The following is a 19387-nucleotide window of genomic DNA, read 5'->3' on the forward strand; positions in this document are numbered from 1 at the left end:
GGTTCGCCCCGGCCTGCGGCCGCGGGAGTTGGTGAAATCAGACATTTGCGGAAATGGGTCATCAAAAGCCCTCGCGTAGCCATCGTCCGACCTTTCCGAAATAACCGCCGGTCCCTGTCTTGACCTGCTGCCGCGTATGCCGCGGTTCGACATGTTCGAGGTGAACATATTGCGGGTAGACGAGAAGTCCGGCCGGCACCGCGAACGCGGCGTTCTTCGCCTCGTTGGGCAGCCGGCCAAAACCGAGCGGACGTCCGACCCGCACGGGCCGGCCGAGAATTTGCGTTCCAAGCTCGACGAGGCCGGTGAGCTGCGAGGCGCCGCCCGAGAGCACGACACGGCCTTTGGGCTCTGCCGCGAAGGGCGAATCCTTCAGCTTGTCCCGAACCATTTCGAAGACTTCCTCGGCACGATGCTTGACGATGTTGGCGATGGTGGCGCGCGAAACGATCTGCGGCAGATCCTGATCGTCACCGGCTGTCGGTACAGACATCAGCTCACGCGAGTCCGATCCACCGGTGATAACGGTGCCGTATAACGTCTTGATTCGCTCGGCATCGGCAATGGTCGCCGAGAGTCCGCGCGCAAGATCCATCGTGATGTGTTGCCCGCCGACCGCAAATCCGGCCGCGTGCACGAAGCGGCCGCCGGAATAGACCGCGATCGTGGTGGTGCCCGCGCCCATCTCGATCACGGCGGCGCCGAGATCGGCCTCGTCGTCGGTCAGCACCGACAGGCCGGCCACATATGGGCTCGCTGCCATGGCTTCGACATTGATGTGGCAGCGTTCCACCGCCAGCATCAGATTCCGCGCCACGGTGGCGTCGCAGGTGACGACATTCATGTCGACGCCGAACTGATGCGCGACCATGCCGCGGGGATCGCGGATGCCCTTGACGCCGTCGAGCGTGTAACCGACCGGCAGCGCATGCAGCACGGTGCGGCCCTCGCCGGTGGCGTGGCGCATGCCGGTGGAGGTCACGCGGCTGACATCGGCCGGCGTGACCGCGCCGCCGCGGATATCGGCGGCAGCTTCGACCAGCTGGCCGGAGAGCCTGCCGCCGGAAACGGACAGCAGCACGGACTCGACGCGTACTTTCGCCATTTTCTCGGCAAGCCCTACGGCTTGGCGCACCGCCTGCTCGCATTCGGCGAGATCGACCACCGCGCCGGCCTTCATGCCGCGCGACTGGATCTGGCTGTAACCGATCAGTTCCACCGCATGGGTGCGGCCTTGCAGGGCTTCGCTCGGCGCCGACGGCTTCAGCCGCGCGATCATGCAGGCGATCTTGCTGGTGCCGATGTCGAGGCAGGCAACAAGGCCGCCGCGCTTGTGCGAGATCGGGCGCGTCTTCGGCGTCTGGGTGCGATCAAGACCGGTCATGCGGCGTCCCCGGCCTTCTTTTTCTTCTTGTCCTTGAACAGATCCTCGCGCGCCTTGGCGGCGTCATCGGACAGCTGCACCACCAGACGGTCGGGCAGGCGCATGTCGATCGCGACGATGTCCTTCGAGAACAGCCTCTCATCCTTGTCGAGCTTGGAAAGCGCGGCGAGTGCGTTGCCGACGTCCTGCTCCGGCAGGCGGACGTCGAGGCCGTCCTTCAACCTCAGGTTCCAGCGCCGCTCACCGACATAGATCGCGGCCTTAGTCACTGAATTCACCTGCGGATAGCGCGCCAGCAGCGCCAGGAAGTCGCGGGCCTGGGTGTCGGCGCCCTTGCCGACCACGAGCGGCAGGGACAGGAACCGGCGCGAGACATAGGGCTCGAGCAGCGCGCCGTCGTCGGCGATGACGGAGAGCCGGCCGGCCTCCTGCCACAGCGCGAAGGCCTTGCGCTCGGTGATCTCGATCATGAGCTGGCCCGGGTAGAGCTTCAGCACGGTCGCGTCCGCAATCCAGGGATTGGCCTTGAGCTTGTCGCGGACGTCGTCGGCATCGAGGAACAACAGCGAGGAGCGGCCGCTGACCCCACCGATCGCGAGGATCTCGTCCTGACTGAGCTGCTTGCGGCCGTTGATCACGACCGAGGTGATGCGGAAGCCGGCCGAATTGGCCATCGCGTTGCGCGCGTCGCTGACCGCGGTGATGAAATCCTGGAGATGGCCGCCCTTGACGATGCCGAGGCCGCAACTGCCGATCAGCAGCAGCACCGTCATCGTGATCCCGACCCGGCGCGGCAGATAGCGCTCGACCAGCGCCACCAGGCGCGGCGGCGGCTCGCGCTCGACGACAGCCTTGGCCTTGATTTTCTGCTTGCTGGCGGCGCGCTTCTCAGCACGCTTCTCCTGCACCCACTCGCGCAGAAGCACGACCGCTCCGATAGCGGCCGCCTTCAGGTCAGCTTGGGGCCTCAGCGATCTCATAAACGATCGGGTGAGGCTTCCTGCTCCATCCATTGCACGAGCTCGTCAACAGTTTGCCCACGACATCGCGTGGGTCCTGGCGAACATGACGTCTCGGACGTGCCGGGCCGGGTGATGGTCTTCAGCAGAAGAAACCGCTCCCCTTCAAAGCGTTCGCCGATCGGGAACAATCCGAAACGGTTCACGCGCCGGCAGCCCAAACGCCATATGCGCCGCCAGCGTTAACCTTCGGACGTCCTGGTAAACAAAAGGTAAAGTTCGTTAACGCGGCGTGCTTTTTGCCCAACCTTGTGAGGCGTTTATGCCACGATCCCCGGCATTTTACCGGTTTTGGCCACCAAACCGGGCGTTTTTGCCGGTTCGGCCGTTAACCAATCCTAACTATTTCCGCACCCGCCGCTCGGCGAGCTCGATCAGGCCGCGGAGGAAGTCGACGAAGGCGATGCCCTCGGCTTTCAGCGCCTTGGGGTAGAGCGAGGACTTGGTCAGCCCGGGCAGCGTGTTGGTTTCGAGATAGACCAGCCCCTTCTCCGAGACGATGAAGTCGGAGCGGGAATAGCCGGTGCAGGACATCGCCCGGTGCGCCAGCATCGCCTGGGTCTTGAGCGCGGCGGTGATTTCGGGCGTGAAGCGGCCGGGGCAGATCTCCTGGGTCGTCGACAGCAGATATTTGGCGGCGTAGTCGAAATTGCCCTCGCCCGGAATGATCTCGATCGGCGGCAGCGAGACGATCGATCCATCCAGCCGCTCCAGCACGCCGCAGGTCGCCTCGATGCCCGCGATGTAGGGCTCGATCACATACTCTTCGTGCTTGGCGGCGTTGCGAACGGCGATGAGATCCTGCTTCGCGTTGACGAAGATCAGGCCGTAGCTCGAGCCGTCGCGCGCCGGCTTTGCGATCAGCCTTCCATGGTCGGCGAAAGCATCATCGATATCCTCGAGCGCAATGCCCACAGGCGGCGTCACGCCGCCGAGCGCGGCAAAGCGCTTGGCCGCGATCTTGTCGAAGGCAAGATGGGAGGAGGCCGAGCCGGAGCCGGTGAACGGCACGCCGCGCGTCTCGCACATCAGCTGCAATTCGCCGTTCTCGGCGCAGCCGCCATGCAGGCTCAGCACCAGCACGCGATCTTCCGCCTTGGCCTGGTCGAGCGCTTGCGCCAGCGGAATGCCACGCGTTCCTGGCTTGAACTCGTCTTCGAACGGCCTGACATGTTCGAGCAGTTGCTTCGATTGCACGACATGCACCTTGTCCTCGACGTCCCAGAACCAGAGATCTGCCTCGGGCAGAGCCTGGTGCAGCGCCTGGGCTGAAGCGACCGAAACCAGACGTTCGCGATTGGAGCCGCCGAAGAGGATGGTGATGCGCATGTTTTTTGGTCCGTCACCTGTCTATGTTCGTCATTCCGGAGCGATGCGCAGCATCGAACTATGGTTCGCACTTGCGCACCTGAGAATCTCGGGATTCCGGGTTGCGCTTCGTGCCCCCGGAATGACGCTCACGCGGAAACCCCGATCCGCTTGATTTCCCAGTGCAGCTCGATTCCGGAATTTGCCTTCACGCGTTCGCGCACGGTCTCGCCGAGCGTCTCGATGTCGTGCGCGGTGGCCTCGCCCGTGTTGATCAGGAAGTTGCAGTGCATCTCGGACACCTGGGCACCACCGACCCGCAAACCACGGCAGCCGGCAGCATCGACAAGTTTCCAGGCGGAATGGCCCGGCGGATTCTTGAACGTCGATCCGCCGGTCTTTTCGCGGATCGGCTGCGCGGTCTCGCGGTGGGTCTGCACCTCCGCCATCCGCGCGCGGATCGCCTCCGCATCCCTGATCTCGCCGCGAAAGCGTGCGGACGTAAAGATGATCGAGGGATCGACACCGCTGCTGCGGTAGACGAACTTCATATCGGCGTTGGAGAAGACGTGCTTGGTGCCGTCGCGCCCGACCCCGCGCGCCTCGACCAGCACGTCCTTGGTCTCGCCGCCATTGGCGCCCGCATTCATCCGCAGTGCGCCGCCGATGGTACCGGGAATGCCGAAGTAGAATTCGAGCCCACCGATATTGGCGCCAGCCGCGACCTCCGCGACGCGCTTGTCGAGCGCGGCCGCCCCTGCGGTGACGACATCCCCACTCGCCGTCGCCTCACCGAAAGCGCGCGGCGCCAGCCGGATCACCACGCCCGCAATGCCGCCGTCGCGCACGATCAGGTTGGAGCCGACGCCGACGACATAGACCGGGACGTCGCTGGCGAGATGCGCGAGGAAATAAGCGAGATCGTCCTCATCCGCCGGCGTGAACAGCACCTGCGCCGGCCCGCCGACGCGAAACCAGGTCAGCTCGGCCAGCGACTGGTTCGCAAGCAACCGACCGCGCAAGTCTGGCATCGCGGCTTTGAGTGAGGGGGTGATGTCGGGGAAGCTCACTGCTCTACCCCAGCGCCTTCAACTGATCCGGCAGCGCATAGGCCCATTGCGTGATGTTGCCGGCGCCGAGACACACGACCAGATCGCCCGACTTGGCGAGCCCTTTGACGATGCCCGGAAGCTCCGTCGCTGCCGGCAGCGGGATCACCTCGCGATGGCCATGCGCGCGCAGGCCCGCGACGAAATGCTCGCGGTCGATGCCGTCGATCGGCGTCTCGCCCGCGGCATAGACGTCGGCGACAACAACCGCATCGGCATCGTTGAAGCAGGTGCAGAATTCCTCGAACAGCGATTGCAGGCGGGTGTAGCGATGCGGCTGCACCACGGCGATGATCTTGCCGTTGGTGGATTCCCGCGCCGCCTTCAGCACCGCCGCGATCTCGACGGGGTGATGGCCGTAATCGTCGATCACCGTGACGCCGTTCCACTCGCCTGTTTTGGTGAAGCGGCGCTTGACGCCGCCGAAGCCGGCGATGGCTTTACGGATCGCATCGTCCGACACGCCGAGCTCGCGCGCAACCGCGATTGCGGCCGTCGCGTTGGAGGCATTGTGGCGACCCGGCATCGGCAGCATGAGATCGGCGATCTCGGGCACGGCGCCGGTCTTGCGATCGCGGAATGCGACCTTGAATTTCGAGCCGCCACCCATCGGGGCGAGATCGAGCAGCCGCACGTCGGCCTGCGGATTCTCGCCATACGTGATGATACGCCGATCCTCGATCTTGCCGACGATGGTCTGCACCACGGGATGATCGATGCACATCACGGCAAAGCCGTAGAACGGCAGGTTCTCGACGAAATGGCGGAACGCATCCTGCACGGCATCGAACGTCTTGAAGTGATCGAGATGCTCGGGGTCGACATTGGTGACGATCGCGACATCCGTCGGCAGCTTCAAGAACGTGCCGTCGCTCTCGTCGGCTTCCACCACCATCCAGTCGCCGGCCCCCAGACGCGCGTTGGAGCCGTAGGCGTTGATGATGCCGCCGTTGATGACGGTCGGATCGAGCCCTCCGGCATCGAGCAGCGTTGCGACCATGGTGGTCGTCGTGGTTTTGCCATGCGTGCCGGCAATTGCGACGCAGCTCTTCAGCCGCATCAGCTCGGCCAGCATCTCGGCGCGGCGCACCACGGGAATGCGACGCTCGCGCGCCGCCATCAGTTCCGGATTGTCGCGCTTGATCGCGGTGGAGACGACCACGACCTCGGCGCCATCGACATTCTCGGCCTTATGGCCGACCGAGACCTTTGCGCCCTTCTTGCGCAGGCGGTCGAGATTGTAATTGTCGGAGGCGTCCGAGCCCTGCACGGCATAGCCGAGATTGACCAGCACCTCGGCGATGCCGCTCATGCCGATCCCGCCGATCCCGACGAAGTGGATGGGTCCGATCTCGCGCGGCAGTCTCATGCTCTGTTCCCTGACCTCGCCGCCTTGCGCAGGCGGCGTCTGGATCACGGCCAAATCAGCCGCGCCGTCCTTACTGGATGCCCCGCTTTGGAAGACGAAGACAAGGGCTTTTTCGCGTCAGATTCCCGCGACTTTGACCACGAGATCGGCCAGCCGCTCGGCGGCGTCGAGCCGGCCTGCCGCTTTCGCCGCGGCAGCCATGGCGGCAAGGCGCGCCGGCTCGGCGGCAAAGGCGGAGATCTCCGAGGCGAGCCGATCGGAGGTAAATTCGGTCTGCGGAATACGAACCGCGCCGTCGACCTTGGCCAGCACGCCCGCATTGGCGAACTGGTCCTGGTCGATCGAGCCCGGCAACGGCACCAGGATCGAGGGCCGCCCGATCGCGGCCAATTCGGCCACAGTGCCCGCGCCGGAACGCGACACGATCAAATGGTTGGAGGCGAGACGCGCCGGCAGATCGGTGAAGAAAGGCGCGAGCTCCACCTTGATCTTGAGCTTGTCGTAGACCGCGCGCACGCGCGTCATGTCCTCGTCGCGGACCTGCTGGGTGAGGACGAGCCGCCCCCACAGCGCGGGCTCGAGCCGCTCGATCGCATCGGGCACAATGTCGGCCATGATGCGTGCGCCCTGGCTGCCGCCGACAACGAGCAGACGCAGCGGTCCGTTCACTTCCGGTGCGGCATAGGGCACGGCGGCGGCCGCAAGGACCGCGGGACGCATCGGCGTGCCGACCGTCGTGGTCTTGCCCGCGAGCGCAGGATCGCGGTCGAGCACGCCCGGCAACGACGTTGCGATGGCCTGGACGCGGCTCGACAGGAAACGGTTGGCGCGGCCAAGCACGGCATTGGCCTCGTGGATGATCCCAGGCACGCCCGCGAACTTTGCCGCAACCAATGGCGGCAAGGTCGGGTAACCGCCGAAGCCGACGACAGCAGCGGGCTTCAGCCGCTTGATCAGCCGGTAGGCAGAGAGCGTGCCGGTCGCGAGCGTGAGGCCGGCATAGACGAGTTGCAATGGATTGCGGCCGCGCGCGGTCTCGCTCGCGACAACGTCGATCATGTCCTTGCTGAACAACCCGCTATAGCGCAGCGCGCGCTCGTCGGTGACGAGACGCACGCGAAAGCCGCGCCGGATCAATTGGACGCCGAGCGCCTCGGCCGGAAACAGATGGCCGCCGGTGCCGCCCGCGGCGAGAAGAATCAAGGGGGAGGTGTCCATGACGATGCCTTTTACAAGGTCTTTCCCGTCATTGCGAGCGAAGCGAAGCAATCCAGAATCGCTTCACGGGGATAGTCTGGATTGCTTCGTCGCTTCAGTGCAAAATTGCTCTGCAATTTTGTCACGAGCTCCTCGCAATAACGGCTTACGCGTAGCTGCGCATCGCCTCGGCGTGGCCGCTGGCCTCGACCTCGGTGCGCGGGCGCAGGCGCGTCAGGGCCAGCATCATGCCGACGCCATAGGAGAGCGACACGATTGAGGAACCGCCGTAGGAGATGAACGGCAGCGTCATGCCCTTGGCGGGAATGAGCTGGAGGTTGACCGACATGTTGATCGCCGCCTGCACGCCGAACAGGATCGCTAGCCCAGAGGCCGCAAAGCGCGAGAACATGTCCTCATTGGCATAGGCGCGCGACAGCGTGCGGATCACGACGAAGGCAAACAGCGCCAGCATGGCGAGGCACAGGATAATGCCGAACTCTTCGGCGGCAACCGCGAACACGAAGTCGGTGTGACTGTCAGGCAGGCTGCGTTTTGCAATTCCCTCGCCCGGTCCCAAGCCGAACCAGCCGCCGTTGTAGAAAGCCTCCATCGCGGTATCGACCTGGAAGGTGTCACCTGAAGCCGGATTCATGAAGCGCTTGATGCGGCCGGCGACGTGCGGGACGAACAGATAGGCGCTGAACAGGCCGGCCGCGCCGAGGCCGGCAAGGCCAAACACCCAGATCATGCGCATGCCCGCGATGAAGAACAGCGAGCCCCACACCATCAGGATCAGCATGGTCTGGCCGAAGTCCGGCTCCATCACCAGCAGGGAGACGAGCATCAGCAGCAGTACAAGTGCCATTGAGGTCGCCGGCATCTCCGGCCGCTTGGTCGATTCCGCGAACAGCCAGGCCGCGATGACGACGAAGGAGGGCTTTGCGATTTCGGAGGCCTGGATATTGATGCCGAGCAGCGTGATCCAGCGCCGCGAGCCCTTCACTTCGGGGCCGACCGCGAGCGTCACCACGATCAGGATGATGCTCAGCGTGAAGATGATCAGCGCCGAACGGCGGATCGTGCGCGGCGACAGAAAGGAAACGCCGAGCAGCACCATGAAGGACGGCGCCAGGAACATCACGTGACGGCTGAAGAAATGGAAGGGATCGAGGCCGATACGGGTCGCGACCGATGGGCTCGCCGCCAGTGACAGGATGACGCCTGTCAGCATCAGCAACAGGATCGCGCCGAACAGCGGCTTGTCGACGGTCCACCACCACTCGGAAAAGGGGGTGCGTTCTTCACGGGAGAGCATGGGCGGCCGCTTTCGGACAGAGGTCCGTCCATTGGTCGCCGAGGTTGGTTACCGGGAGGTTAATAGACCGTTCAAGTTTTGAAGAGTCTCGTGCCCCGGACGCCGCGCAGCGCGGCGCCTCTTCGCGGCGCGGTGCGCTGCAGAGCCGCGCGCTGCACCGCGTCCGGGACACGAGAGGCCTTACTCATAATTGATCGCGACGTCACCCGCGCGCTGATCGCGCTTGTAGACCTCGCCTGGCTCTGGAATGAAACCGATCCTGACCGACCGCTCGCTGCTCCAGGCGACCACGACATCGAGATGCCCGGCCACGCTGACAAAGGTCGGTGTGTCCTCGGGCGAGAAGGTCCGGCCGCGCGCCACGAGGCTGGCTTGCGTACTGTCGGTTGCTCCGCAGGTCTTCCAGACCACGACAACCAACTGACCACCGCCCGGGGAGGCAAATGCACTTTGACGAACGACGCGGCACGCGCCGAATTGGTGCATGAGGCTGTCAACGAGGACGACACCCAAAAAACCCATCGGAATAGCAAGAGCAGCGACGACAATTGCGATCCGGCGTCGCCGCGACATGCTCACACCGCCGGCTTCACGCCCGGCAGCGCCTGCACCAGCTCGCGGAACTTTGTGCCGCGGATCTCGAAGTTGCGGTACTGGTCGAATGAGGCGCAGGCCGGCGACAGCAGCACGACCGCGTCGGCAAGACCCGATGCTTCCGCGTCGCGCGCGGCGTGCTCGACAGCAACGTCCAGCGTCTGGCTGATCTCGTGCGCGACCGTACCGAGTGTGCCGGAAAACTCCGGCGCGGCCTCGCCGATCAGATAGGCCTTGCGGATGCGCGGGAAGAAACCGGTCAAGCTGGTGATGCCGCCCGCCTTGGGCTTGCCGCCGGCGATCCAGAAGATGTCCGCGAAGGACGACAGCGCATGCGCTGTGGCGTCGGCGTTGGTGCCCTTGGAATCGTTGACGAACAGCACATTGCCGCGGCGGCCGACCTGCTCCATCCGGTGCGCCAGGCCCGGAAAGCTGCGCAGGCCGTTCTGAAGCACGTCGAGGCTGATGCCCATCGCGAGCGCGGCTGCGGCGGCGCAGGCGGCGTTCTGCGCGTTGTGCAGGCCGCGCAGCGAGCCGATGCCGCCAAGCTTGGCGATCTCGTTGCGGGCGCCGCCGGAGGTGCGCACGATGGTTCCGTGCTCGACATGGATGCCTGAAGCGAGCGGATTCTTGACGGAGATGCGCACCACGTTCTTGCCGGCGCGGTCGAGCCGATCGGCAATGTCGCGGCAATAGCCGTCATCGACGCCGACGATCGACGTGCCGCCTGCCTGCACGTTCGCAACCAGGCGCTCCTTCACTTCAGCGTAATGCTCGATGGTGCCGTGACGATCGATGTGATCCTCGCTGACATTGAGCAGGATGCCGACGGAGGGATCGAGCAAGGGCGTGAGGTCGATCTGATAGGACGACATCTCGATGACATGGACGCGGCCCGTGCGCGGCGGCTCCAGCGACAGGATCGCGGTGCCGATATTGCCGCCCATCTGGGTGTCGTAGCCGGCGACCTTGGTCAGATGCGCGATCAAGGCCGTCGTTGTCGACTTGCCGTTGGTACCGGTGATGGCAACGAACGGCGCGTTCGGGGCGTGACGGCGCCGCTCGCGGCAGAACAGCTCGATGTCGCCGATCACCTCGACGCCCGCCTCGCGCGCCTTCAGCGCGCTCCAGTGCGGCACCGGATGGGTCAGCGGCACGCCGGGCGCAAGCACCAACGCTGCGAAATTGTCCCAGGCAACATTGCGCAGATCCGCGGTGATGAAGCCGGCCTGCGCCGCCTTGGCGACGTTCTCGGCATTGTCGTCGGCAGCGATCACCTCGGCGCCGCCGGCCTTCAGCGCACGGCAGGAGGCGAGCCCCGAGCCGCCGAGGCCGAACACCGCGACCGTCTTGCCGGCGAAGGATGTGACGGGGATCATTGCGGGACCATCACCGCAGCTTCAGCGTGGAGAGACCGGCGAGTGCCAGCATCACCGAGATGATCCAGAAGCGGATCACGATCTGCGGCTCGGTCCAGCCGAGCTGCTCGAAATGGTGGTGGATCGGCGCCATGCGGAAGATGCGCTTGCCCGTCAGCTTGAACGACACCACTTGCACGATCACCGAGACCGCCTCCAGCACGAACAGGCCACCGATGACAGCGAGCACGATCTCGTGCTTCACCGCGACTGCGATCGAACCCAGCATGCCGCCGAGCGCGAGCGAGCCGGTGTCACCCATGAAGATCGAGGCCGGCGGCGCGTTGAACCAGAGGAAGCCGAGACCGGCGCCGATAAGCGCGCCGCAGAGCACCGCGAGCTCGCCGGTGCCCGCGACATATTTGATCTGGAGATAGTCGGCGAAGACGGCGTTGCCGGCGAGATAGGCGATCATCGCAAAGCTCGCGGTCGCGATCATCACGGGCACGATGGCAAGGCCATCGAGGCCGTCGGTGAGATTCACCGCATTGCCGGCCCCGACGATGACGAAGGCGCCGAACACGACGAAGAACCAGCCGAAATGCAGCACGGTGTCCTTGAGGAAGGGGATCGTCAGCGCGGTCGACGCGGGATCGCGGTTCAACCGCACCAGCGCGTAGCAGGCGACCAGCGCGATGATGGCCTCGATCAAGAGGCGCAGCTTGCCGCCGAATCCGCTCGTGGTCTGCTTGGTCACCTTGAGGTAATCGTCGTAGAAGCCGACGAAGCCGAAGCCGAGCGTCACCGCAAGCACGATCCAGACGTAAGGATTGAGCGGATTGCACCAGAGCACAGTGGCGACCGTCAGCCCGGACAGGATCATCAGCCCGCCCATCGTGGGCGTGCCCTTCTTGGCCAGATGCGATTGCGGACCATCGGTGCGGATCGGCTGGCCCTTGCCCTGACGGATGCGCAAGTGATCGATGATCCAGGGCCCGAACAGGAACACGAACAGCGCGCCGGTGACGATCGCACCGCCGGTCCGGAAAGTGATGTAGCGGAAGACGTTCAATACGGTGCGTACCGCACCGAAGCTCGGAAATGTGTTGGAGAGCTCGATCAGCCAGTAAAACATTCAGTCGGTCCTATGGCGCCTTTCGCACGCGGCCTTCGCGCAGGCCTCAATCTCTCACGCACCTTCTCTGGTCTTCATCATGGGGTCGGCGACCTCAAAGAAACCGGACGGCGGCGCGCCGCAAAGGGTGGGATTCGGGAACTGCGCCTTCCAAGCAGTTTACGCCTTTGCCTGCAAGGCGGCCACTAGGCCCGGCACAAACTTGTTGACCCAGAACATCTTCTTGCTGCCCTTGACAACAACGACATCGCCTGCCTTCAGCAAGTTAGCGACCTCGCTGGCCTTCAGCGTGGCGGGATCGTCGTGCCAGCCGAGCCCCTTGCCTGATGGAAGCGTGTCGAAGAGGTGACGCATCAGCGGCCCGACGCAATAGATGCCGTCAATGCCGTCGAGATGCGAGGCCAGCGCGGTGTGGTAGTGCGGGGCATCGTCGCCCAGCTCCAGCATGTCGCCGAGCACGGCAATGCGGCGACCGCCGGTCATGTTACGCGCCTGAAGGCTCTGCAGCGCGGCGGCCACGCTCGCCGGATTGCCGTTGAAGCTGTCGTCGATCACGGTGACGCCGCCGACCGCCTGCTCGACGCCGCGGCCGGTCATGATGCCGACACGATCGAGCTTGATCGCGAGCGTCGCGACATCGAGATGCGCGGCATGAACAGAGGCGAGCGCGGCCAGCGCATTCTGTACGCGGTGCGGCGCGCCCGGCGTCAGGCTGAAGGCAATCTCCTTCCTGCCGATCGCGGCCACGACCTGCCAGCTCTCGCCATGCGGCGCGTGCTTGACCTCGTGCACCTCGGCATGCTCGCCGAAGCGCACCACCTTGCCCTTCCATTCCGACGCCTTGAGCCCGGCGGGAAGCACCAGCACGCCGTTCTCGGGCAGGCCGAGCGCGATCGACACTTTTTCGCGTCGGATCGCCTCCAGCGAGCCGAGCTTTTCGAGATGCACCGGCTGGACGTTGACGACCAGGGCGACGGTCGGCCGCGTCAATTCGCTGAGCCGCGCGATCTCGCCCGTCTGGTTCATGCCCATCTCGACGACCCAAAGGCTGGCGTCAGGCCGGGCATTGCACAGCGTCAGCGGCACGCCCCAGAAATTGTTGAAGCTCGAGGGGCTCGCATAGGCATTGGGATAGGCAGCGAGAAATTCCTTGGTGCTGGTCTTGCCGGCGCTGCCGGTGAGGCCGATGACCGGGCCTTTAAAACGCGCGCGCGCGGCGCGCGCGAGGCCCCAGAGGCCGTCGATCAGCGTATCCTTGACGATGATCTGGGGAATGCGGATGCCCGCGATCTCGTGCGGCACGATCATGGCGACTGCGCCTGACGCTTCCGCCTTGTCCGCGAACTCCCAGCCGTCGCGCGCACTGGCGAAGGCCGAGATGAAGCCGCCGCTCGGCGTGCCTGATAGCGCCAGGAACAGGCCGCCGGGCTTCACCAGGCGGCTGTCCTGGGTGACGAAGTCGATCGGGGTATCAGGGAATGATCCAGACACGCCCAGTGCACGCGCCACCTCGGCAACCGTCCATAATGGCCCGCTCATGCGACCCTCGTTGCTAATGCGGCGGCGACCGCCTCGTGATCACTGAACGGCAGGACCTCGTGGCCTACGATCTGCCCGATCTCGTGGCCCTTGCCGGCGACGAGCAGCGCATCGCCATCTTCGAGCTCCTCGATCGCAGCGCGGATCGCGGCCGCGCGGTCGCCGATCTCTCGCGCGCCCCTGGCGGCGGCGAGGATCGCGGCGCGAATGGCTTCCGGCTTCTCGCTACGCGGATTGTCGTCGGTGATGATGACGAGATCGGCGTTCTCCGCAGCAACCTGCCCCATGATCGGGCGCTTGCCGGCGTCGCGATCGCCGCCCGCGCCGAACACGACGATCAGTCTTCGTTTGGCGTAAGGCCGCAGCGCCTGCAACGCCTTCGCCAGTGCATCGGGCTTGTGCGCATAGTCGACGAAAACAGGGGCGCCATTGCGCTCGCCGACGCGTTCGAGCCGGCCCTTGGCACCTTCGAGATGTTCGAGGCTCGCAAACACGTTGGTAGCATCGCTGCCGGTGCCGATCGCAAGGCCGGCCGAGACCAGCGCGTTCTCGATCTGGAATTCGCCGACCAGCGGCAGCCGCACCGCGTGATGCTTGCCGCGATGTTCGAGGGCTAGCTTCTGCGAAAAGCCTTCGACCGTGGCCTCGACGAGACGGATGCCCTCGCCGGCCCCATCGCCGTAGCGTCCTACCGCCATCACGCGCAGACCGCGCGTCTTCGCCGCATCGATCGCCTCCGCCGAGCAATCATGATCGGCTGAGATCACCGCAGCGCCACCTGATGGAATGAGCTCACGAAACAGCCTGAGCTTTGCCGCGAGGTAGTGCGCAACAGTCGGATGATAATCCATGTGGTCGCGCGTGAGATTGGTGAAGCCGCCGGCGCAGACGCGCACGCCGTCGAGCCGATATTGGTCGAGGCCATGCGAGGACGCCTCGAACGCAAGATGCGTCACGCCTTCGCGCGCGATCTCATCAAGTTGCCGATGCAGCGCGATCGGATCCGGCGTGGTCAACGAACCATAGACGGTGCGCTTGGGCGAGACGAGGCCGATGGTGCCGATGCTGGCCGAAGCATGCCCGAGCCGCTCCCAGATCTGACGCGTGAACGCGGCCACCGAGGTCTTGCCGCTGGTGCCGGTCACCGCCGCGATCGTCGCAGGCTGTGCCGGGAAAAATCTGGCCGCCGCCAGCGCGAGCGCGCGGCGCGGATTGGCGACCGTGATGAACGGCACCTTGCATCCGTCGGGTGCGTGATCCCCAACCACGGCCACAGCACCGGCCGCAACGGCCGCGTCGATGAAGCGCGCCCCGTCGGTCTTGCTGCCCGCAAGTGCGAAGAAGAGATCGCCTGGCTTGACCACCCGGCTGTCGAGCGCAACGCCTGTCACATCGAGCGCCGCAACGGCGGGCTCGATTGCGGCATCATTGCCCAAAATATCCTGACCTATGAGGTCGCGCAGCTTCATGGTCTTCCAGTTGCCGCGCCGGAAAAGCCGAATCCTGAGGGAAAATCCCCGACTCAGCAGCGGCTGCGGCCTACCCGATTGATTACTGGGTTGTCCTGGATGCTGCAAGAATAAGGCGGTCCGCGGGCGGCAGGTCGTAGCGGGGCTCGATGCCGAGCAGCGGCCCGATACGGGTGATGACGTTGCCGGCCGTCGGAACGGCGTTCCAGCCCGAGGTGATGAAGCCGTAGGTCTCCTTCAGCGGCTGCGGCTCGTCGAGCATGATCAGCAGCTGGTACTTCGGCTTGTCGGCCGGCAGGATCGCGGTGAACGCGGTCAGCACCTTCTTCTTGGCGTAGCGGCCGTTGACCACCTTTTCCGCGGTACCGGTCTTGCCGCCGATATAGTAACCGGGAACGTTGGCCTTCTTGGCGGTGCCGATTTCAGCGTTCAGCCGCATCAGGAACCGCATCTTGTCAGACGTCTCGGGCTTGATCACGCGCTTTGCGATCGCCCGCGCTTCCTCTTCGGTGCGCTTGAGGAAGGTCGGCGGAATCAACAGGCCGCCATTGGCCAGCGCGCTGACGCCCATCACGGCCTGCAACGGCGCCACGGCCATGCCGTGGCCGAAGGCGATAGTGATGGTGTTCAGATCGCCCCAGCGTTTCGGCACGATCGGCGAGGCGCTTTCCGGCAATTCGGTCCGCAGCCGCTCGAGCTGGCCCATCTTGCGCAGGAAGGCCTTGTGGGCTTCTACGCCCTGCGACAGTGCGATGCGCGCTGCGCCGACGTTGGAGGAGAAAGTGAACACTTCCTTCATGTTCAGGAAGCGCCCCTTCGGCTCGTCGTCATGGATCGCGAACTTGCCGTAGTGCAGCGGCCCGCGCGCATCCCACATCGAATCGAGGCCGTACTTGCCGGTATCGAGCGCCATTGCGAGCGTGAAGGCCTTGAACGTCGAGCCCATCTCGTAGACGCCGGTGGTCAGCCGATTGATGCGATCGGGATCGTGGGCTTCCTTGGGATTGTTCGGATCGAAATCCGGGACCGACACCATGGCTATGATTTCGCCGGTGTTGACATTGGTGACGAGACCGGAGGCCGCCTTGGTGTGGAACTTTTCCTTGGCCTTCAGCAGCTCGTCGCGCAACGCGTGCTCGACGCGCAGATCGACCGATAGCTCGACCGGCTTTTGCAGGCGGTCGGTCGCAAAACCGGCGCGGTGGAGATCGGCGAGGCCCTGGTTGTCGAGCCACTTCTCCATGCCGGCGATGCCCTGGTTGTCGATATTGACGAGACCGATGAGGTGGGCGACTTCGTTGCCGGTCGGATAGACCCGCTTGTTCTCGCGCAGGAAGCCGATGCCGGGAATGCCGAGCTTGTGGATGTCCTGCTGCTGCTTCGCCGTAATCTCGCGCTTCAGCCACACGAAACCTTTTCGCGACGACAGGCGCTCGCGCACCTCGGTCTCGTCGAGGTCGGGCACGGTCGCGGTCAACAGCTCGATTGCCTCATCCTTGTCGATGATGCGGCGCGGCTCGCCGAACATGCTGGCGGCCTTGACGTCGGTCGCGAGGATCGCGCCGTTGCGGTCGACGATGTCGGGCCGCGCGGTCGCGACCACTTCCTGCGAGGCGGCGCGGCGCGCACTATGGGCGTCGGCGCCGATCGCGAACATCACGAGCCGACTGCCGATCAGGGCATAGACCATGGCAAAGGCGACCATCGCCAGCCCGACGCGCGCGCGCGCCTTCGCGGCGCGATCGACATTGCGCCCGTAGAGCAGGCTGCGGATCAGACGCTGGCGCCACGGTTCGGTCGGTTTGGCCGGAACAGCGCTCATTGCTTGTCCTCGGGCTGCGGCACCGAGCCCGTCACGCTGTCGGGATCGCTCGCGGCTTCGATGGTGTTGATCATGGACCCGATCGGATCAGGCTCGCCCGGCCGGAACATCCGCGGCGGACGGTCGGGCAGGTTCTTCAGTGAGTCATATTGCGTGCCGTTGACGGGCTTGAGCGGCAGATGCCGCTCGACGAGGCCTTGCAGGCGCAAGGGCGCATCGAGCCTGGCCCATTCGGAGCGCAACTGCGCGATCGCATCGCGCTGCTCGCGGATCTCCGCATGCAGCCGCAGCACCTTCTCGGTGCGCGCGGTGGAATCCATCTTGATCCGGTAGACATAGGCCGCCGCGAAAATCAGCGCGCCGATGACGAGAAGGTGGATGAAGCGCATCTGCTAGCCGCCCCTCATCACGTCGGAGAGTTTTGGCCAGGACGATGGCTCGTCGTCGGCATGCACCGGCGCCGAAGTGCGTTCGGCGGCGCGCAGCTTTGCGGAACGCGCCCGCGGATTGTGCGCAACTTCTTCTTCGCCGGCGATCACGGGCCGCCGCGTCAGAAGCTGGAAGCTCGGCGCTGTTTGCGCCACCTCGGGCAGATGCCGCGAGCCGCCGCCGGTCTTGGCACGCAAGCTAAGGAAATTCTTGACGATGCGGTCTTCAAGCGAGTGGAACGAGACCACAACGAGACGGCCACCAGGCTTGAGCACATGCTCGGCGGAAGCAAGCGCGGTCTGGAGCTCTTCGAGCTCTTCGTTGACGAAGATGCGCAGCGCCTGGAACGTTCGTGTTGCCGGATGAATATCGCCGGGCTTCGAGCGCACCACGCGTCCGACGAGATCGGCGAGCGCGCGCGTGGTGGTGAACGGCGTCTCCTGCCGGTCGGCAACGATGGCGCGGGCGACGCGGCGCGAATGCCGTTCTTCGCCGAAGAGATAGATAATGTCGGCGAGATCGCTCTCCGAGGCGCGCGCGACAACATCGGCGGCCGTCGGCCCGGTCTGCCCCATCCGCATGTCGAGCGGACCGTCGAGACGGAACGAGAAGCCGCGGCCGGCCTGGTCGAGCTGCATCGAGGACACCCCGACATCCATCACGACGCCGTCGACCGCATCGATGCCTTGCGCGGCGCAGACCTCGGCGAGGTTCGAGAAACGGTCTTCGACCAGCGTCAGCCGGCCGCCAGCGCGCGCGACCAGCTCGGCGCCGCCGGAGATCGCGGTGCGATCACGATCGATCGCGATGACGCGGGTTCCCGGTACATCGAGTATGGCGCGGCTGTAGCCGCCAACCCCGAAGGTGGCATCGACGTAGATGCCGCCCTGGCGCGGCGCGAGATGCTCGATCGCCTCACGGCCAAGCACGGGAATGTGCGGCGCATCACTCATGCGCCGCACCCGTCGGACGGACAGGTGAAATCGGGGGCGAGCAAGCCCATCACGCCTCGAATAACTCCGCGTCGCGGCGGTTCCACGACAAAGCCCCAGTTCAGCAAGCGCACCGCGTCCGGTCGTCCCGGGCGGCAGACCCGGTGTTCCCAGCGGAATATGTCGGGCTGCCATGGGATTTCGAGCCAAAAGCGCTTTTGGCCGCCTCCGGACGCGGGTCGGCTCTTCACCTCTCAGTAACGGCGCTTAGCGTTAAGAAAGCGTTGATCGGCTCATTACATCTCGAAAAGGTGCTTGGGTGGTGATGCGTCGTCCACACACTGGGCCCAAAATGCACGCGTTAACTGACCTGCGCGATTGCGCGGACCGGACAGTAAAGAAATAGTAAAGAGAAGGGCTTGGCCCACTCGTCCTCCGATTCTGAGCTGTTTATGTCGTCCGGTCCGTCCACACCGTCTGGAACTGATTCGAAGCGTCAGCGCGTTCTCCCGGTTCCAAAGGCCGCAGCGAGCATGCGGACGTTCGAGCCGGATTCGTCGATCGTCTCCGACATCATCCCTTCGCCCAATCACGGCGACCGCAACAAGGGACGGCAGGTGGACATGATCTTGCTGCACTACACCGGCATGCCCGACGTCGAGGGCGCGCTGGCGCGGCTGTGCACGGCCGGCACCGAAGTGTCGGCCCATTATGTCGTGCTGGAGGACGGCCGCATCGTGCAATGCGTGCCGGAATCGCGCCGCGCCTGGCACGCCGGCGTCTCGTCCTGGGCCGGCGAAGACGACATCAACTCCTGCTCGATCGGGATTGAGATCATCAATCGCGGCCACGACTGGGGCTATCCGGAATATCCGCTGCGCCAGATCGCCGCCGTGATCGCGCTGTGCCGGGGCATCATGCTCCGCCGCAAGGTAACGCCGCAGCGGGTGCTCGGCCATTCCGACGTCGCGCCCGCGCGCAAGAAGGATCCCGGCGAAAAATTTCCCTGGCATTCCCTCGCCAATTCCGGTGTCGGCCACTGGGTGACGCCGGCGCCGATCGTGCGCGGCGAAACCCTGATGCTCGGCACCATCAGCGACGAGGTGCTGAGCCTGCAGCAGGCGCTCGCCCGCTACGGCTATGGCGTGCCGCTGTCGGGCAAATACGACGCATCGACCATGGAAGTCGTCACCGCCTTCCAGCGCCACTTCCGCCCCGCGCGCCTCGACGGTGTTGCCGATCACTCGACGCTGTCGACCTTGCAGGCGCTGCTGGCGAGCCTGCCGGCGGATGGGACTGCTGCCGCGTCGAAGTAGCGCGTCCCAGAGTTCGCCTGAATGTGATCGCACTATCGTCCCTGCAATTCCCGACGTCGGGCTATGGTCCGATCGTCGGACACACGGGA

16 protein-coding genes are annotated in these 19387 nt (G+C 65.0%); 1 reads left to right on the top strand and 15 read right to left on the bottom strand.

The annotated features are described in order from the left end of the window. Positions 1-61: 61 nt before the first annotated feature. The 15 genes from ftsA to rsmH form a co-directional block, all read right to left on the bottom strand. Positions 62-1384, bottom strand: coding sequence for a cell division protein FtsA (gene ftsA / locus XI06_RS30335; RefSeq protein ID WP_237865932.1), 1323 nt, complete (start codon positions 1382-1384; stop codon positions 62-64). After that, positions 1381-2397, bottom strand: a complete 1017-nt coding sequence (locus XI06_RS30340) for a cell division protein FtsQ/DivIB (protein WP_237865931.1) — start codon at positions 2395-2397, stop codon at positions 1381-1383. The genes ftsA and XI06_RS30340 overlap by 4 nt, the downstream gene beginning before the upstream one ends. 348 nt (positions 2398-2745) lie before the next feature. Beyond that, positions 2746-3732: a D-alanine--D-alanine ligase family protein gene (locus XI06_RS30345; RefSeq protein ID WP_237865930.1), complete on the bottom strand. Its 987-nt coding sequence runs from the start codon at positions 3730-3732 to the stop codon at positions 2746-2748. 128 nt (positions 3733-3860) lie between these two features. Continuing rightward, positions 3861-4781, bottom strand: a complete 921-nt coding sequence (murB, locus tag XI06_RS30350) for a UDP-N-acetylmuramate dehydrogenase (RefSeq protein ID WP_237871320.1) — start codon at positions 4779-4781, stop codon at positions 3861-3863. 4 nt (positions 4782-4785) lie between these two features. Continuing rightward, positions 4786-6189 (bottom strand): UDP-N-acetylmuramate--L-alanine ligase, encoded by a 1404-nt coding sequence (murC, locus tag XI06_RS30355; protein ID WP_237865928.1) that lies wholly within the window; start codon positions 6187-6189, stop codon positions 4786-4788. A gap of 117 nt (positions 6190-6306) precedes the next feature. After that, entirely contained in the window at positions 6307-7407 is a 1101-nt protein-coding gene (murG, locus tag XI06_RS30360) for an undecaprenyldiphospho-muramoylpentapeptide beta-N-acetylglucosaminyltransferase (protein ID WP_237865927.1), read from the bottom strand. Between the two features lie 145 nt (positions 7408-7552). Then, a complete protein-coding gene (gene ftsW, locus XI06_RS30365) occupies positions 7553-8704 on the bottom strand; it encodes a putative lipid II flippase FtsW (RefSeq protein WP_237865926.1) in 1152 nt (383 codons plus the stop codon). 180 nt (positions 8705-8884) lie between these two features. Further along, a complete protein-coding gene (locus XI06_RS30370) occupies positions 8885-9277 on the bottom strand; it encodes a hypothetical protein (RefSeq protein ID WP_237865925.1) in 393 nt (130 codons plus the stop codon). Between the two features lie 2 nt (positions 9278-9279). Next, on the bottom strand, positions 9280-10677 hold the full coding sequence (murD, locus tag XI06_RS30375; RefSeq protein WP_237865924.1) for a UDP-N-acetylmuramoyl-L-alanine--D-glutamate ligase: 1398 nt from the start codon (positions 10675-10677) through the stop codon (positions 9280-9282). A gap of 10 nt (positions 10678-10687) precedes the next feature. Then, a complete protein-coding gene (gene mraY / locus XI06_RS30380) occupies positions 10688-11791 on the bottom strand; it encodes a phospho-N-acetylmuramoyl-pentapeptide-transferase (protein WP_237865923.1) in 1104 nt (367 codons plus the stop codon). A gap of 159 nt (positions 11792-11950) precedes the next feature. Further along, complete coding sequence (locus XI06_RS30385; RefSeq protein WP_271607128.1) at positions 11951-13330, bottom strand: UDP-N-acetylmuramoyl-tripeptide--D-alanyl-D-alanine ligase; 1380 nt, start codon at positions 13328-13330, stop codon at positions 11951-11953. Continuing rightward, positions 13327-14799 (bottom strand): UDP-N-acetylmuramoyl-L-alanyl-D-glutamate--2,6-diaminopimelate ligase, encoded by a 1473-nt coding sequence (locus tag XI06_RS30390; RefSeq protein ID WP_237865921.1) that lies wholly within the window; start codon positions 14797-14799, stop codon positions 13327-13329. The genes XI06_RS30385 and XI06_RS30390 overlap by 4 nt, the downstream gene beginning before the upstream one ends. An 82-nt stretch (positions 14800-14881) precedes the next feature. Then, complete coding sequence (locus XI06_RS30395) at positions 14882-16621, bottom strand: peptidoglycan D,D-transpeptidase FtsI family protein (protein WP_237865920.1); 1740 nt, start codon at positions 16619-16621, stop codon at positions 14882-14884. Next, the gene (gene ftsL, locus XI06_RS30400) at positions 16618-17010 is read right to left on the bottom strand and encodes a cell division protein FtsL (RefSeq protein ID WP_237865919.1); all 393 of its coding nucleotides are present in this window, start codon (positions 17008-17010) and stop codon (positions 16618-16620) included. Before ftsL ends, XI06_RS30395 begins: the two co-directional genes overlap by 4 nt. A 3-nt stretch (positions 17011-17013) precedes the next feature. Further along, positions 17014-18003, bottom strand: a complete 990-nt coding sequence (rsmH, locus tag XI06_RS30405; RefSeq protein ID WP_237865918.1) for a 16S rRNA (cytosine(1402)-N(4))-methyltransferase RsmH — start codon at positions 18001-18003, stop codon at positions 17014-17016. A gap of 512 nt (positions 18004-18515) precedes the next feature. On the opposite strand from rsmH, the gene XI06_RS30410 reads away from it, so the two are divergent. Beyond that, a complete protein-coding gene (locus XI06_RS30410) occupies positions 18516-19298 on the top strand; it encodes an N-acetylmuramoyl-L-alanine amidase (protein WP_237865917.1) in 783 nt (260 codons plus the stop codon). Positions 19299-19387 lie beyond the last annotated feature (89 nt).

It is taken from the genome of Bradyrhizobium sp. CCBAU 11434, from assembly GCF_028128895.1.
In the GTDB taxonomy this organism is placed as follows: Bacteria; Pseudomonadota; Alphaproteobacteria; order Rhizobiales; family Xanthobacteraceae; genus Bradyrhizobium; species Bradyrhizobium zhengyangense.

What these genes read in the sequence shown, in the direction of transcription:
- ftsA (WP_237865932.1), bottom strand. Translation starts at nt 1,384, where the DNA reads ATGACCGGTCTTGATCGCACCCAGACGCCGAAGACGCGCCCGATCTCG.
- XI06_RS30340 (WP_237865931.1), bottom strand. Translation starts at nt 2,397, where the DNA reads ATGGATGGAGCAGGAAGCCTCACCCGATCGTTTATGAGATCGCTGAGG.
- XI06_RS30345 (WP_237865930.1), bottom strand. Translation starts at nt 3,732, where the DNA reads ATGCGCATCACCATCCTCTTCGGCGGCTCCAATCGCGAACGTCTGGTT.
- murC (WP_237865928.1), bottom strand. Translation starts at nt 6,189, where the DNA reads ATGAGACTGCCGCGCGAGATCGGACCCATCCACTTCGTCGGGATCGGC.
- murG (WP_237865927.1), bottom strand. Translation starts at nt 7,407, where the DNA reads ATGGACACCTCCCCCTTGATTCTTCTCGCCGCGGGCGGCACCGGCGGC.
- ftsW (WP_237865926.1), bottom strand. Translation starts at nt 8,704, where the DNA reads ATGCTCTCCCGTGAAGAACGCACCCCCTTTTCCGAGTGGTGGTGGACC.
- XI06_RS30370 (WP_237865925.1), bottom strand. Translation starts at nt 9,277, where the DNA reads ATGTCGCGGCGACGCCGGATCGCAATTGTCGTCGCTGCTCTTGCTATT.
- murD (WP_237865924.1), bottom strand. Translation starts at nt 10,677, where the DNA reads ATGATCCCCGTCACATCCTTCGCCGGCAAGACGGTCGCGGTGTTCGGC.
- mraY (WP_237865923.1), bottom strand. Translation starts at nt 11,791, where the DNA reads ATGTTTTACTGGCTGATCGAGCTCTCCAACACATTTCCGAGCTTCGGT.
- XI06_RS30385 (WP_271607128.1), bottom strand. Translation starts at nt 13,330, where the DNA reads ATGAGCGGGCCATTATGGACGGTTGCCGAGGTGGCGCGTGCACTGGGC.
- XI06_RS30390 (WP_237865921.1), bottom strand. Translation starts at nt 14,799, where the DNA reads ATGAAGCTGCGCGACCTCATAGGTCAGGATATTTTGGGCAATGATGCC.
- XI06_RS30395 (WP_237865920.1), bottom strand. Translation starts at nt 16,621, where the DNA reads ATGAGCGCTGTTCCGGCCAAACCGACCGAACCGTGGCGCCAGCGTCTG.
- ftsL (WP_237865919.1), bottom strand. Translation starts at nt 17,010, where the DNA reads ATGCGCTTCATCCACCTTCTCGTCATCGGCGCGCTGATTTTCGCGGCG.
- rsmH (WP_237865918.1), bottom strand. Translation starts at nt 18,003, where the DNA reads ATGAGTGATGCGCCGCACATTCCCGTGCTTGGCCGTGAGGCGATCGAG.
- XI06_RS30410 (WP_237865917.1), top strand. Translation starts at nt 18,516, where the DNA reads ATGCGGACGTTCGAGCCGGATTCGTCGATCGTCTCCGACATCATCCCT.